Origin of the sequence: Acinetobacter sp. C32I, assembly GCF_023702715.1 — a bacterium.
In the GTDB taxonomy this organism is placed as follows: domain Bacteria; phylum Pseudomonadota; class Gammaproteobacteria; order Pseudomonadales; family Moraxellaceae; genus Acinetobacter.
In genome coordinates this window covers 3,757,360-3,771,904 of the sequence record NZ_CP098480.1, presented here as the reverse complement: position 1 = coordinate 3,771,904, position 14,545 = coordinate 3,757,360, and the positions used below count along the sequence as shown (strand labels likewise).

19 protein-coding genes and 1 pseudogene are annotated in these 14,545 nt (G+C 40.4%); 9 read left to right on the top strand and 11 right to left on the bottom strand.

Features of this window, described 5'->3' with window-relative positions; all coding sequences use genetic code 11:
* Nucleotides 1-46 precede the first annotated feature (46 nt).
* From NDN13_RS18040 to pilG, 3 genes are read right to left on the bottom strand one after another with little or no spacing between them, the layout of a single operon-like run.
* Nucleotides 47-583, bottom strand: coding sequence for a chemotaxis protein CheW (locus NDN13_RS18040; RefSeq protein WP_251116436.1), 537 nt, complete (start codon nucleotides 581-583; stop codon nucleotides 47-49).
* A gap of 47 nt (nucleotides 584-630) precedes the next feature.
* Nucleotides 631-993 (bottom strand): response regulator, encoded by a 363-nt coding sequence (locus tag NDN13_RS18035; protein WP_004652355.1) that lies wholly within the window; start codon nucleotides 991-993, stop codon nucleotides 631-633.
* Nucleotides 994-1,013: 20 nt separating this feature from the next.
* Entirely contained in the window at nucleotides 1,014-1,397 is a 384-nt protein-coding gene (pilG, locus tag NDN13_RS18030; RefSeq protein WP_004652356.1) for a twitching motility response regulator PilG, read from the bottom strand.
* A 279-nt stretch (nucleotides 1,398-1,676) separates the two neighbouring features.
* Here pilG and NDN13_RS18025 point away from each other — a divergent pair, with 279 nt between their 5' ends.
* The gene (locus NDN13_RS18025) at nucleotides 1,677-2,330 is read left to right on the top strand and encodes a hypothetical protein (protein ID WP_251116435.1); all 654 of its coding nucleotides are present in this window, start codon (nucleotides 1,677-1,679) and stop codon (nucleotides 2,328-2,330) included.
* 196 nt (nucleotides 2,331-2,526) lie between these two features.
* The gene (locus tag NDN13_RS18020; RefSeq protein WP_251116434.1) at nucleotides 2,527-4,242 is read left to right on the top strand and encodes a proline--tRNA ligase; all 1,716 of its coding nucleotides are present in this window, start codon (nucleotides 2,527-2,529) and stop codon (nucleotides 4,240-4,242) included.
* A 52-nt stretch (nucleotides 4,243-4,294) separates the two neighbouring features.
* On the opposite strand, the gene NDN13_RS18015 is transcribed toward NDN13_RS18020, so the two are convergent.
* The 5 genes from NDN13_RS18015 to NDN13_RS17995 all read right to left on the bottom strand — a co-directional run bounded on the left by NDN13_RS18015 (nucleotide 4,295) and on the right by NDN13_RS17995 (nucleotide 6,404).
* Nucleotides 4,295-4,630, bottom strand: coding sequence for a YegP family protein (locus NDN13_RS18015; protein WP_251116433.1), 336 nt, complete (start codon nucleotides 4,628-4,630; stop codon nucleotides 4,295-4,297).
* 150 nt (nucleotides 4,631-4,780) lie between these two features.
* Nucleotides 4,781-5,125, bottom strand: a complete 345-nt coding sequence (locus tag NDN13_RS18010) for a zinc ribbon domain-containing protein YjdM (RefSeq protein WP_070075742.1) — start codon at nucleotides 5,123-5,125, stop codon at nucleotides 4,781-4,783.
* 52 nt (nucleotides 5,126-5,177) lie between these two features.
* Entirely contained in the window at nucleotides 5,178-5,534 is a 357-nt protein-coding gene (locus NDN13_RS18005; RefSeq protein ID WP_251116432.1) for a DUF488 domain-containing protein, read from the bottom strand.
* Nucleotides 5,535-5,555: 21 nt separating this feature from the next.
* A complete protein-coding gene (locus tag NDN13_RS18000) occupies nucleotides 5,556-5,918 on the bottom strand; it encodes a DUF2004 domain-containing protein (RefSeq protein WP_251116431.1) in 363 nt (120 codons plus the stop codon).
* A 33-nt stretch (nucleotides 5,919-5,951) separates the two neighbouring features.
* A complete protein-coding gene (locus NDN13_RS17995) occupies nucleotides 5,952-6,404 on the bottom strand; it encodes an SRPBCC family protein (protein ID WP_251118268.1) in 453 nt (150 codons plus the stop codon).
* A gap of 182 nt (nucleotides 6,405-6,586) precedes the next feature.
* Here NDN13_RS17995 and ygfZ point away from each other — a divergent pair, with 182 nt between their 5' ends.
* The 5 genes and pseudogenes from ygfZ (at nucleotide 6,587) to NDN13_RS17970 (ending at nucleotide 9,812) form a co-directional block, all read left to right on the top strand.
* Nucleotides 6,587-7,309 (top strand): CAF17-like 4Fe-4S cluster assembly/insertion protein YgfZ, encoded by a 723-nt coding sequence (gene ygfZ / locus NDN13_RS17990; RefSeq protein ID WP_251116430.1) that lies wholly within the window; start codon nucleotides 6,587-6,589, stop codon nucleotides 7,307-7,309.
* Between the two features lie 88 nt (nucleotides 7,310-7,397).
* Nucleotides 7,398-7,628 (top strand): annotated as a pseudogene (locus NDN13_RS17985) (hypothetical protein).
* A complete protein-coding gene (locus NDN13_RS17980) occupies nucleotides 7,600-7,953 on the top strand; it encodes a low molecular weight protein tyrosine phosphatase family protein (protein WP_251116429.1) in 354 nt (117 codons plus the stop codon). The pseudogene NDN13_RS17985 and the gene NDN13_RS17980 overlap by 29 nt, the downstream one beginning before the upstream one ends.
* Before the next feature lie 83 nt (nucleotides 7,954-8,036).
* Nucleotides 8,037-8,759, top strand: coding sequence for a DsbC family protein (locus tag NDN13_RS17975; protein WP_251118267.1), 723 nt, complete (start codon nucleotides 8,037-8,039; stop codon nucleotides 8,757-8,759).
* A 252-nt stretch (nucleotides 8,760-9,011) separates the two neighbouring features.
* Nucleotides 9,012-9,812 (top strand): tetratricopeptide repeat protein, encoded by an 801-nt coding sequence (locus tag NDN13_RS17970; protein ID WP_251116428.1) that lies wholly within the window; start codon nucleotides 9,012-9,014, stop codon nucleotides 9,810-9,812.
* A gap of 37 nt (nucleotides 9,813-9,849) precedes the next feature.
* On the opposite strand, the gene NDN13_RS17965 is transcribed toward NDN13_RS17970, so the two are convergent.
* Nucleotides 9,850-11,979: a TonB-dependent receptor domain-containing protein gene (locus tag NDN13_RS17965; RefSeq protein WP_251116427.1), complete on the bottom strand. Its 2,130-nt coding sequence runs from the start codon at nucleotides 11,977-11,979 to the stop codon at nucleotides 9,850-9,852.
* Between the two features lie 207 nt (nucleotides 11,980-12,186).
* On the opposite strand from NDN13_RS17965, the gene mutM reads away from it, so the two are divergent.
* Nucleotides 12,187-13,008 (top strand): bifunctional DNA-formamidopyrimidine glycosylase/DNA-(apurinic or apyrimidinic site) lyase, encoded by an 822-nt coding sequence (mutM, locus tag NDN13_RS17960; protein ID WP_251116426.1) that lies wholly within the window; start codon nucleotides 12,187-12,189, stop codon nucleotides 13,006-13,008.
* Nucleotides 13,009-13,038: 30 nt separating this feature from the next.
* Nucleotides 13,039-13,329 (top strand): peptidylprolyl isomerase, encoded by a 291-nt coding sequence (locus NDN13_RS17955; RefSeq protein ID WP_004802898.1) that lies wholly within the window; start codon nucleotides 13,039-13,041, stop codon nucleotides 13,327-13,329.
* Between the two features lie 58 nt (nucleotides 13,330-13,387).
* On the opposite strand, the gene NDN13_RS17950 is transcribed toward NDN13_RS17955, so the two are convergent.
* The gene (locus NDN13_RS17950; protein WP_251116425.1) at nucleotides 13,388-13,720 is read right to left on the bottom strand and encodes a gamma-glutamylcyclotransferase family protein; all 333 of its coding nucleotides are present in this window, start codon (nucleotides 13,718-13,720) and stop codon (nucleotides 13,388-13,390) included.
* A 156-nt stretch (nucleotides 13,721-13,876) separates the two neighbouring features.
* Entirely contained in the window at nucleotides 13,877-14,308 is a 432-nt protein-coding gene (gene mscL, locus NDN13_RS17945) for a large conductance mechanosensitive channel protein MscL (RefSeq protein ID WP_004652374.1), read from the bottom strand.
* Nucleotides 14,309-14,545 lie beyond the last annotated feature (237 nt).

Below are 14,545 nucleotides of genomic sequence, written 5' to 3'. Positions count from 1 at the left end.
GTCAGCTTCTCCCCTGAATACGCGCTTATGTTCCGTAGCGTATAAATTAGTTTATAAATTTTATTGATGCATTCATGTACTGAGGGTTGGTTAATAACCGGCTCAATAAAAACACATGCCATTGTTGATTATGTTGATGGAAATGACCTTGGCAATAATCTTTCAATTTATTGTCCAGCTCATTATTTTGAGAGAAAAAACTCTTCTTATTAAAGTGTTGAATCCCCAAAACCTGATCGACGACCAACCCCACATAATGGTCTTGATGGCTAATACAAATCACTTTTTGCGTTGGAGAAAACTGACTTCGCTGCCCTGAAATAAAGTGTGTTAAATCAGAGACTGAAAGTAGTCGTCCACGAATATTGGCCAAACCTCGCACCCACGCCTGAGTATTTGGTACTGGTGTATATTTCGGAGGATAGATTACCTCCGAAATTTCCCCTAAAGGCGCAACAAAATATTGCCCTAACATCTCAAATGCGATACCAGACCAACGGCTGACTTCATTTTGAGTTGAAGTGTATTGTTTATTGCCTCGCTTGGATAAACGAAGCAACTCGATAAATCCATTTGCTGCCATACCCTATCCCGTATTGAGTAATGAGAAGGCTCGTCTTGAGCAAAAAATTAACTTAATAATTGTTTAATGACATCAATAAGTTGCTGTTCATCAATTGGCTTAGTCAAATAATCACAAGCCCCTTGACGCTTACCCCATACACGGTCTGTGGCCTGATCTTTGGTACTGACAATCACAACAGGAATATGCTGTGTGTCCTTACCTTTACTGATTTGACGCGTTGCCTGAAAGCCATTCATCCCTGGCATCACCACATCCATCAGCACCAAGTCAGGCAATTCTGCCTGCGCCATGGTCACACCATCAGCACCATTGGTTGCTTCAATAACGTCATAACCGTGCTTCGTTAAAATTTCTCTAAAGCGAAATGTTTCAGTAGGTGAATCATCTACAATAAGTATGCGAGCCATTTTTTCCTCAATCTTAAATTTTATGCGCTAACATGGTTGCGAATCGCGTTTAACAGCTCATCTTTACTGAATGGCTTGGTTAAATATTCATCCGACCCCACAACACGCCCTTTCGCCTGATCAAACAAACCGTCTTTGCTTGACAACATAATGACTGGAATATTTTGATAATTTAGAGAATTTTTAATTAATGCACAGGTTTGGTAACCGTCTAAACGAGGCATCATGATGTCAACAAAAACGATATCTGGATTAGCTTCTGCAATTTTTGATAATGCTTCAAAGCCATCAACCGCTGTAATCACTTCACAACCTTCACGTTGTAATAAAGTCTCAGCTGTACGACGAATCGTTTTTGAATCGTCAATCACCATGACCTTCAAATTTTGAAATTTATCTTCCATTTATTGTCCTGCCCCAATACTCAATACAAATTATGGTTGGTTTAATTTGTTTTATACAGATTAGTTGATATTTTTAACATATCTTTACTTGCATTATCAATGAAGTTTTTTGAACCAACCTATCAGTTTCGCTTAACAATCATAAACAGTTCACACTTTTGATTAAATTCCTATTTTTTTTGCTGAATAACTATTTTTAAATGTCTAAATTAGCACTAATATACAACTGATTATTATTTAAAAATAAGTGATTTAATTAACTTTTTTACGGGGAATGTAATGACTGGTTCGTTAAAGTGCGGTTTCCGCATTGGTCACTTTACAACGATTACTCGTAGTTACATTTGTTCATTTTTTCTATTGCTATTTGTCAGCCATTCTAGCCTTGCAGCAACTGAACAAGTTAAACCTGTTTGGTATCGTTATTATGACAAAAACGGCGTTGCTAATGTCAGCACCTCTGTCACCCCAGAGCATATCCGACATGGCTATGAAGCACTTGATCGTAATATGCAAGTGATCAAACGCAATCGTGCTTATAATGCTGCTGCCGATGTTCAGCAATCGGCTCAACGCGAATCTCTAGCACGTCGTCGTGAACAAGATCTCAGACTCAAACGCGCCTATGGCAGTCCACAAATCGCAGCAGCAAAACGCGATCAAATTTTAGCAAATCTCAAAAAACAGCTGAATTATCAGCAAGAACAGTTACAGCAATTACAAAAGGATAAAATTGCTTTCAAACGCCAAGAAATGGAATATCACCGCAAAGGTGAAGTGCTGCCTGCCCAGCTCAAAAGCAATCTGGAAAATAATGCTCAAAATATCGAAAACGTCAAAAAAACCGTTGAAAGCCTACGTAATGCCTATCATAAGACCGAAGTTGAATATAGCGATATTATCAATCGCTTAAATGCACTCGGCTCGACCTAAACCCTGAATATACAATCACGCACTGACCATCTCGACATTAATCTTTAAACAATTCCAATATTTAAGCGTATGCCTGTACTTTATACTGCGCCAAATTGAATGATTCATGTCATAATGCCCATTGCTCAAAACTGAGCTGATTATTTTGCTCATTGATAGCACTTTTTAAATAACACTTAACTTTAGGACAGTTTCCATGCGCGCAAGCCGCTTTTTATTTGCAACGTTAAGAGAAACCCCAAATGATGCTGAAGTGATTTCACACCAGCTCATGCTACGTGCGGGGATGATTCGTAAACTCGCTTCTGGCTTATACTCTTGGTTGCCCATGGGAACGCGCGTTTTAAAGAAAGTGGATGCCATTGTTCGTGAAGAGATGAACCGTTCAGGTGCATTAGAAGTCTTTATGCCAGTGACTCAACCTGCTTCGCTTTGGGAAGAATCTGGTCGTTTTGAACAATACGGCCCAGAACTATTACGCTTTAAAGATCGCCATGACAATCCATTCGTGCTTGGTCCAACTCACGAAGAAGTGATTACCGACTTGGCCCGTAATGAACTCAAGAGCTATAAACAGCTCCCTTTGAATTTCTATCAAATTCAAACCAAATTCCGTGACGAAATTCGTCCACGTTTTGGCGTAATGCGCTCACGTGAATTCATCATGAAAGATGCATATTCATTCCATGCAGATCAGGCCTCATTACAAGAAACCTATGATGTGATGTACGACACCTATAGTCGTATCTTCACCCGTCTAGGTTTGGACTTCCGTCCAGTACAAGCTGATACTGGTTCAATTGGTGGTTCAGCATCACATGAATTCCATGTGCTTGCGTCAAGTGGTGAAGATGACATCGCTTTCTCGACAGAATCTGACTTTGCCGCCAACGTTGAAATGGCAGAAGCACTATTAGTCGGTGAGCGTGCTGCTGCAACTCAAGCATTAACGCTCGTTGATACGCCAAATCAAAAAACTATTGCGGATGTTTGCCAGTTCTTAAATGCTGATGCGAAACAGTCTGTTAAAGCATTATTGGTACAAGGTCCAACTGACGACAAAGGTCTTACACCAGTTGTTGCCTTGTTCCTCCGTGGTGACCATGAACTCAATGATATTAAAGCTGAAAAGCATCCATTGATTGCAGCACCTTTAACATTTGCGACTGAACAGCAATTGCAACAACACGGTCTAACAGCTGGCTTCTGTGGCCCACAAGGTTTAGTGGAAAAAGGCCTAACCGTGATTGTGGACCGTGCTGCATCGGTCTTATCTGACTTTGTTGCAGGTGCAAATGAAGTCGACAAGCATGCAACGGGAGTTAACTGGGATCGTGATGCCAAATTCACAGAAGTATTTGACCTACGTAATGTGGTTGAAGGTGACCCATCTCCAGATGGTAAAGGCACAATCCAGATTAAACGCGGGATCGAAGTCGGTCACATCTTCCAACTCGGCACCAAATACTCTGAAGCTTTAGGCTGTAAGGTTCTTGGTGAAGACGGCAAACCATTTACCGTCACCATGGGCTGTTACGGCATCGGTGTAACACGTGTGGTCGCTGCGGCGATCGAACAAAACTTCGATGAGAAAGGCATTATCTGGCCACAAACGATTGCGCCTTTTGAAGTTGCGATTGTGCCAATGAATGCTCATAAATCACCACGTACGCTTGAAGCAGCAGAAGCATTGTATGCTGAGCTGCAAGCACAAGGTTATGATGTCTTGCTGGATGATCGTAATGAACGCCCAGGGGTGAAATTCTCTGATCTTGAATTGATGGGAATTCCACATCGTATCGTGATTGGTGAAAAAGGTTTGGATGCAGGTACTTTCGAGTACAAAGGTCGTCGCGATGCTGAATCAAGTAATCTCAATAAAGAAGAATTATTAGCAAAACTTGTTCGCTAATCTAAATTCTAAACATAAAAAAGCCGTTTCAATGAAACGGCTTTTTTATCCATTAAGCAGTCAGATCTTTAATGGTTTCTGATGGGCCATTCTTCTTCACAGACTCAATCCCCTTATCTCGAGACTGCTCACTGGCATATAACTGACTGGTACCAATCACCTGATGATTGGCAGCTTTTAAATTAAAATAGGCTTTTTCATTTTTAGACGTTAAACGTTCATAACGAGCATCATCTGGACTATTTTTTTGTACCGATGCAATCCCATTCAAGGCCGCTGCTTTAGTTTTATATAATTCGCTATTTAAAATTGGCTCGCCATTTCCTGCTTTTAACACAAAACGATATTGCCCATCACTTGCTTGACTGACTTCAAACCATCCTGACATAAAGACCTCTATTATTGGAGTTAGTGTTGTTTGTTATCTCATCCAATATAGAACAGCTAGGTCAGTTTAAAAAGATTGTTTTTTGTTCACTTTTGGTAATTCTGAGCAGACATAAAAAAGGAGCATTTTCATGCTCCTAAATATAAAAAGTTAAACTTTTTTCACAAACTCAGACTTCAGTTTCATTGCACCAACACCATCAATTTTACAATCAATGTTATGACCATCGCTCGCATCTGGAACTAAACGGATGCTTTTAACTTTTGTTCCAACCTTCACCACAGAAGATGAACCTTTAATTTTTAAGTCTTTCACAACCGTTACGCTATCACCATCGGCCAACACATTTCCATTGGCATCTTTAATAATGTCCTGTAATTCTGAAGCCGCGACTTCCCCTTCCTTCCATTCATGTGAACATTCAGGACAAATCAATAAATCGCCATCTTGGTAAGTATATTCTGATTGGCATTGTGGGCAATTTGGAAAAGACATAAAAGAAACTCAAAACGGCTATTATGATGGATAGACGCAATTTTTCAAAATTTTAGGCTTGAATCGCGATGCCAAGTAAATAATTCTTCAAAACTAAAGCATGATTCAGTTGAGGATCTTTGGCTGCATAAATCAGCGTCAATTGCTGTTGCGCTGCCATTTCTCTGAGTTCATTGACATGTGGATTTCCAGATAATTCTTGATAATAGCCTTGTTGAAAACTGAGCCAATGTTCAGCCTTGTGGCAAAAAGCCTGCCGCAATTCTGTTGACGGTGCAATCTCCTTGAGCCATAAGTCCAAATGCGCACGCTCTTTGGAAATTCCTCTTGGCCACAAGCGATCAACCAAGATCCTCTTTCCATCAGTGACTGCGACAGGGTCATAAATACGTTTAATCTCAATTTGCATACCCAGCCCTTCAATTTAGTTTTAACTTTCCATTGCGATATCAATCACCTGCCCTTTGGAATCAAAGCTGACACAAATCACATAATTAGTAATTCCATCGGGCAAAGTAAAATCAAGCATGTCATGCGGCTCTAAACCCTCATCCTTCCATTGATGATCAAGCACCAAAAATGCTAATACCTGCAACGGAGTTGGGGTCGCTGTCCCAAAGTGTTTTTGCCAATATACAGATTCAACCTCTTCAAGGTGATGTTGAATAAATAACTCTACACTGTCTTCGGCCTGTTGGTTTTCTAAAGCGTCCAGCATTGCACGGCGTGCAAGCTGTTCACGGTGTGCAAGCATCGCTTGTTCTGACATAGCATCCCCCGATGTCATCATCATAAACTGTTTTTTTAAGCTGATTCTTGTTTTCGATTACTGATCTGGAATCTCAGCCTGTACCAATAAGCCAAGCAGATACACTGATTCTTGCCAACCTAAATAGCAAGCTTCGACCGGAATCACCTCGGGTATCCCTTCTTGGGTAATATGGATTTCAGTACCGACCAATACTTGCTTTAATTGAATCGTCACTTGAATATCACCAGGCAGATTTGGATCATCAAAACGATCGGTATAACGCAAGCTTTCATTGGGAACCAGTTCAACATAGGTTCCACCAAAAGAGTGTGAGCGTCCAGTTGAAAAATTGGTAAATGACATTTTATAGCTGCCACCCTCTTGAGGATCAAGGTGATGAACTTTTGCAGTGAATCCATGCGGTGGTAGCCATTTTACCAAGGCATCAGGATCTAAAAAGGCTTTGTAAACCCGAGCAGGTGGCGCACTCAATACGCGATGTAATTTTACTGTACCCGTCATTATTATTCTCCAATCTTACGATTCTTGTGTTGGATCGATTTATCATAGCGATTTGGTACACAAATGCTATGCCTTTAATCCCTCATTTGAGCACGAATATCGAGAATCTCAAGCTGCTTTTTTGTGAAAAATAGCGCAAAATAACAATCCATATTTTCGTGATCAGAATGCAGATTTAGGATTGATCTATGAGTCAGCTTGCTTTTACTGCTTTTAGTTTGAATGGTGTAGATGCACAGAAATTTTTACAAGGTCAAGTGACCGTGCATGTAGAGCGCGTACCTGAAAATGAAAGTCGCTATACCGCTATTTGTGACTTAAAAGGACGTATTCATTTTGGTTTATGGATTAAAAGACTTGGCCCAGAGAGCTTTGAGCTTGTAACCACGCAAGACCAAGCCGAAGAATTTGCTAAGCATATTAAAAAGTTTGGCGCCTTTTCTAAAATGAAGTTAGAACAAATCGGTCCTGTTTTTCCTAAGGTAGACGGCATTCAAACCGAATTTTCATCAGTAGAAAGTGATATCAATACTTGGCAAGTTCAGGCCATTCAGTCTGGACAAGCGTGGATTAGTCAAAGCACCGAGCACTTATTTCAACCACAAGAATTACGTTTACATCAACGCGATGGCGTACATTTTGATAAAGGTTGTTATCTCGGTCAGGAAATTGTGGCACGTCTCTGGTTTAAAGCAAAGCCGAAGCATTGGTTGCATTTAATTCAAGCCCAAGGTGATCTACCTGCTCCTGCAACTCAGCTCAATAAAGATGTTGAAGTCGTGAATAGTGTTGCATTTGAAGAAGGCTATTTAGCCTTGGTCATTGCAAAACCCGCTGCTTTAGAAGAGCTCGATGTAACCGTTTTGGATCTACCGGGTGCACTAAATGGTGATGTGGCAAGACCAAACTAAATACTTGTAAAATCAGGCTTTGATTTTATATTAAAAACTCATGTGTTATCGCGGCTGCTGAACCCGATCAACTCATGAGTTTTTTAATATGGATGATGTATCACAACAACGTAATCGAGCGTGGCGACGTAAACAAAAATTTCTATTTCGTGGTCGAGACTGTAGGCATAATTCTCTCTGTTGAAAGCCCCCTAAACAATGGAAATATCTGTATACACGACAAGATAAACTTGCACGTGCCAAGCAATTAAGAATTAAATATCCCCGAATTTCCAAAGCAAAATATTTACGTGAAGCTCATTTCAACTCTTGGATTTAACATACTGAACACTCTTTTCATTTGCAGTCGTAATCAATGGCGTAGCCCAACAGCTGAACGTATTTTCGCTCAAGGCTATGGCCTACATACCCGTTCTGCAGGGACCAGCCGTCACGCCAAACATACTCTCTCATTAAAGGATATTGCTTGGGCGGAACAAATCTTTGTGATGGAATCTCGACACAAACAACAGATCAAAGAACAGTTTTCAAAACAACTCACGCATAAGAAAGTCTTTGTGCTCGATATTCCCGATGACTACCACTATATGGACCCTGAGCTGATTGAATTGCTTCAATTGGCGATGCAGCCTTATTTAAAATAAAGTTTGAGTTAGATTCTTGTCGAAAGTGCAAATCAACGTTATTGTTCCTTTATTCTCAACACAACCGATTCCTCATGAAAATAATGATCAAAACATGGTTATCTGCACTCAGTTTGAGTCTGCTCAGCCTACAAAGCCTACATGCCGATAGCAAAACACTAGAACGAAACTTCAAGCATAACTATCCAGATATTCCAGTCAAATCAGTTAGCTCCTCTCCTTTACCTGGTATTTATGAAGTCTATGCCGCAGGTAAAATCATCTATACGGATGAAACCGCCAAGTACCTCTTTTTTGGCAACCTCCTCGACGTCAAAAACAAGAAAAATCTGACTGAAGAGCGTTTAGCGGAATTTGGAAAAATTGATGTTAAACAGCTGCCGCTCGATCAGGCCATCAAATATGTAAAAGGCAAAGGCGAGCGTATTCTTTATGTTTTTAGCGACCCTGATTGTCCCTACTGCCAAAAACTTGAACAGAATATGACCTCTATCGATAATGTCACTGTGTATCTGTTTTTGTTCCCGCTAAAAAGTTTACATCCCAAAGCAGAAGCTGTTGCCAATCAAATTTGGTGTTCAAAAAATCAGTACGAAGCTTGGGAGGATTATATGCTGCATCGTAAAGCACCTAAAAATGCAGCACAATGTGAAACCCCGATACAAAAGAATCTTGCCCTAGGCCAAAAACTACAAATTGATGGCACTCCGACACTATTCTTGCAAAATGGGATGCGCCTCTCTGGCAGCCCACAAAATGCGGAACAGATTGAGCAGCTTTTACAGGAAGCCAGCAGTAACAAATAATATGCAATTATGGAGGTTTGTTGACTTCTTTGCCAGAGAGAACCCACAAGCCTCCACCTGAAAAGACAAAATATAAACTATTGATTTAATAAATTTTATACTATTACAGGGTTTAATTTTCCTTCTTCTTATTCACCACGATTTATACAAAACCCTTATTTACATTTTTACCTAAACTTTTATGATGAAGGCAACATATTGAGTTCTGCTATGCAAAGGATGAAAGCAGATCAACATGAAAGGAAAATAAACATGAAAAAATTGCTCATCGCGAGTTTAATGATGATTGTAAGCCATACAGCATTCGCAGCAGACACTAAAGCGACAACCGTCAAGACCGATCCGTTATTTACTAAAGCGACCCAACTTTACGAAGCCAAAGACTATCCCGCAGCCTTTCAGGAAATGCAGCGTTTGGCCAATACTGGAAATAAGCAAGCGATCTTCAATTTAGGTTATATGACTCAAGCTGGGCAAGGCACAGCGAAAGATGAAAAGAAAGCATTGCAGTATTATCAAGATGCATCGAACAAAGGTTATGGCCCTGCAAGCTTTGCACTCGCTCAGGCCTACCATAAAGGCACACTTGGGCTAGCTAAGAATCCACAAAAATATAAAGAATATTTAGAGAAAGCATCAATTCAAGGCTCGGATGAAGCGACTGTTGAGTTTGCGGATATTCTTTTTAGACAAGGTAAGCCTGAATATGACCAACTTGCCATTCAGAAGTTATTACCGTTATTAAGAAAAGATTATTATCCTGCTAAGAACTTAAAAGCAGTATATGATCTTGGCATTGGCGTAAAGAATAAAAATCCATTCATGCAGCAACAAGCGGTTGAAAGCTTAAAAGACCTGTCCAAGAAAGGTTATGCACCATCCCTGATGATTTTAGGCAATATGCTCGCCAATGGTAATATTATCGATCAGGACTTAGAGCAGGCAAAAAATATATTCTCTCGTTTAGCTGCAGCAAACTATCCCAATGCGAAAGAGTCTTTAGCCAAAGTTGAAGAAGCAATTGCTGCGAAAAAAGCAGCACCCAAAAAGTAAAAAACAAAGAGCAGCATAAAAATGCTGCTCTTTTTACTTAGAACTGTTTACTCACTTTAATTCCAGCACTCCAATTGCGCCCATCTGCAGGTTCAAAGAAGCGACCATTGCTATCATTCACAATTACAGAGCCCGCATAGTTCTTATCGAATAAATTATCAATACGCGCAAAGCCATTAATACCCCAATCTACATATTTCCATGCATATCCTGTATAAATTGAAGCAACAGCATAGCTTGGCGCTGTATCACTATTCACATCATCCACATAGACCTTGTCCATATACTGCGCATCTGCACCCGCATAGAAGCCCTGCTCAGGCTTCCACGCCAAGCCAAGAAAAGCTTGGTTCTTGGCAATCCCCGGAATTGCATTGCCCTTTCCAACAGCCTTGACCGTACCTACAGCCGGAATTTCGGCATCAAATTTGGCATCCAAATAACCATAACTGGCATTCATTTCTAAGTCTTTCCAAAGCTTTTTATTCCATGCAAATTCAGCACCTTGGCGCAAGGTTTTATCCGCATTTCTAAAGGTTGAACGACCATCAGAAGTACCTGCCGAAACAATATCATTCTTAGTCTTGCTCTGGAAAACAGCCAAAGTGAAATCACCAAACGGGTTTTGCGATTTCAACCCCACTTCATAGTTATCACTTGTCGATGGTTTGAGATCGAAGTTAAACCCAGACTTTTTAGGATCAGCTTGATAAGCCATTTCTGTGAAGGTCGGTGTTTCAAAACCTTTTGCGTAGCTGGCATAGGCTAATAACTCAGGTGCAATTTGCCAACTTAAGGCAGCTGATGGCAGGACCTTATTGTAATCCGTTTTATCACTATCATTACCGTTACTTAAATAGTGATCCTTGGATTTGTAATGCACATTACTATAGCGTACACCCGTATCTAAGCGCCAAGTCGGTAAAAATTGCCATGATGCTTGTAAATAGGGATCAACGTTCCACAAGGTATTGTCTTCATTACGACGTAATGTACCTTTTACACCATAAGATGGCTGACCATTTAGTAGATTAAAGTTTTCATAACCTTTACGGTCTTCATTCATGCTATCAACCGCAACCCCTACACTAAAAGTGGTATTCGGCAACAGCTCTTTGCCTGTCCAGCGGAAATCAGCACCATAATAATTACGCTCAAAATCAATCACACCACCTGCATGGTTAGGATTTTTTTGCGCGGATTGAGGAATTGATTGATATTGTGTTACTTGTCGATTGCCAAGATAGGCCATTGCATATAGTTCATGCTGATCATTAATTGGTTTCGACCAAGTCACACCCGTTTGCGTTTGTTCAATATCTTTACGCACATTATAGAGATTATTCGTATCGTTAACTTGACGCGGATTTTGCTGCCATTGGGCTCTATTTAATCCTTGCGGATCATCTGCATGAATCTTGACATAGTTAGTGACCCAATTAATTTTACTGCCGTCATCCAAGTTCCACGTCAGTTTCGCATTATTTAAGACTTTTTCTGCACTGCTATGGTCACGATAGCCATCGGTATCAAAATATGAGGAACTGATGATATAGCTCGGTTCATTTTGATTTTTCGCACCACCCTGTAGTACCAGACCTGCACGATTCTTGTTATGGCTGCCACCCGCATAACTCATCTCAATCGAGTCTTTACCCTGCCCCTCTCGAGTCGTCGCCAAAATTGCTCCACCGGATGAGTTACCATAAAGTGATGAGAATGGGCCAGTTAACACCTCAAGATGACTGAGACTACTTAAGTCTATATTTGAAGTCTGCCCCTGACCATCGGGCATCGTGGCTGGAATACCATCGGTATATAAGCGGATCCCACGCACACCAAAGGTAGAACGCGCACCAAAACCTCGCATCGAAAGCTGCAAATCTTGAGCATAATTTTCACGATTGCGTAATTGCACACTTGGAATACCTTTCACCACTTCGGTTAAGTTCACCTGCGCAGATTGATCATTCTGAGGCATATCTACTCTAAAGATCGATGCTGGGGTTTCCATATACGTGGTATCGGTACGTGTTGCTTCAACTTTAATCGTTGAAAGCTGTACTGCCGATTCTGCATTAGGCGCAGCAGCCCAAACAAGGGAGTTGCTTAACCCCATACACATTGCAACACAACCGTATAAAAGGTTAATTTTCGGTGAAGGCATGAAGATTCCTTATTTCTCAAAATTTCAAAGAAAGGCTTTTTAAAAGTAAGAGTCTGATTATTTTATATTTATCTTACACATTTAACTTTAGCTAAAAGCATTAATCAGATTGCTGATCTGCATTAGCAAATAAAATTAAATACCGTCATAATTGTAAGTGAAACATTTACCCTCATTGTATTGTTGTTGAAACAACTTGAGCTCATTATGCCCGAACTTCCTGAAGTTGAAACTACCAAAACCAGCCTACTCCCCTTGTTAGAGCAACGTGTGCAAGCAGTCAAAGTCTTGAATGCAAGCTTACGTTGGCCGATTCCCAATGATCTTGATAAATTAGTTGGGCAACGCTTAACCCAGCTTAAACGTCGTTCTAAATATATCTTGGCAGAATTTGAACAAGATCAAATGCTTTGGCATTTGGGAATGTCTGGTAGCTTTCGTCTTTGTCAACCCAGTGATGAATTGAGAAAACATGATCACCTCATAATTGACTTTGAAGATCAGCAACTTCGTTACCACGACCCACGACGCTTCGGCTGCATCCTATGGTTAGACCAAGCTAATCAAACCAAATTGATTGATACACTCGGTCCAGAACCACTGAGTGAAGACTTTAACGCAACTTATTTGCGCGAAAAACTCAGTAAAAAAAATGTCGGCATTAAAATTGCTTTGATGGATAATCATGTGGTGGTTGGTGTCGGCAATATTTACGCGACTGAAAGTTTATTCAATATCGGGGTTCATCCTGCACAACCTGCTTCGACACTGAGCAAAGCACAAGTGGAAAAGTTGGTCATTGAGGTTAAACGCATCTTAAAACAAGCGATTGATTTAGGGGGTTCAACCTTACGTGACTATAGCAATGCAATGGGCGAAAATGGTTATTTCCAACAAACCCTTTTAGCATATGGTCGTGCGGGTGAGATGTGCGTGAATTGTGAAACTACATTGGAAAATATGAAATTAGGTCAGCGTGCCAGTGTATTCTGCCCGCAATGCCAGCCATTGAAGTTAAAAAAAGCGTAAGCTTATGAAATGTACGAAGGAGAACACATCATGCAAACTGCGATTGTTCGACATATTCTAGTTAAAGACAAAGACTTGGCTGAGCAGCTAAAAAAACGGATTCAGTCGGGTGCGGATTTCAGCAAGGTTGCCAAGCAATATTCAACCTGTAATTCAGCAAAACGTGGTGGTGAACTCGGTGAAGTGAAAAAAGGTCAGTTGGTCCCTGTGATCGATAAACTGGTTTTCAGCGCAGCAGAGCGTATTTTACATGGTCCGATTAAAAGCCAATTTGGCTTCCATCTGGTCGAAGTCAAATTCCGTATGGATGGTTTGAGATAATCGCTGGGTTTGAGCTTAAATTATGATTTAAGCTCAACAGCCTGTTCTGTGATAAACCTTAAGCCTGAGGCTTCATCACATAAGTCCATGCCAATGTTGTGCCGCCATCAGACAACTGAACCTGAACCTTTACACGTTGATATTGTATCCCTTCAAATTCATCCAACATTTGCCAATTCTGTTCTAACTTATCCGTACTAAATAGATAGCCCTCAACCAAAGGATCTGCTTCATTTAGCACCATTGCAGGCAAACCGCGATCTGGGCCCCAATCCAAAATATGAATGGTGCCATGCACCGAAGCCTGCTGCCAGTCCCCCCCGATTCCACCCAAAATATGGGCATTTTCTCGATTTGGGCAGAGTGTGCCATATACAAATAATTGGTTCATGTTAGTTAATCCCCTTCATCATATGCACAGCATCTTAAAATGAAAGCAGCAATTTTTCTATGTAAAATGATGATTTTCACCGCATTATCCAGTGGTAATCTATTTTAATAGGCAATAAAAAACGGCACTTCAAATGCCGTTTTTTTACAAGATGAGTTAACCCTGTTTCTTCAACTCATCACGAATTTCACGTAACAATTGAACATCTTCTGGTGTTGCTTCAGGCTCAGGCGCAGCCTCTTCTTGTTTGCGGATACGGTTCATCACTTTCACCAACAAGAATACAACCCATGCCAATAACAAGAAGTTAATCAGAATGGTTAAGAAGCTACCATAAGCAAATACATTCAGTCCTGCATCCTGTGCCGCTTTCAGGGTCGTCACATTGTTCGGGTTATCGCCGAGGATAAGGAACCAGTTGGTGTAATCCACATCACCACCCAAGATCCATGAAATCACCGGCATCACGATATCTTTCACTAATGAATCAATGATTTTACCGAAAGCACCACCAATGATGACACCAATCGCTAAATCCATCATATTGCCTTTGATGGCAAATTCTTTAAATTCTTTAATAATACTCATCTATAACTCTCCAGAGTTGAACTTGATCGCAACCTGTTTTTGCATTGTTTATTACACAGGCGCAGTTATCCACATAATGTTGATAATTTAATATTTTTATCAAAAAAAGAAAGTTATTTCACACTTTAACAACACTTTTTATTTTAATAAAAATATGTGTTTAAGCATGTTCTTCCGCTTAGGTTTATGCAATAAAAAACCGCTAAATAAATTTAGCGGTTTTGTCATTTTTCAGTG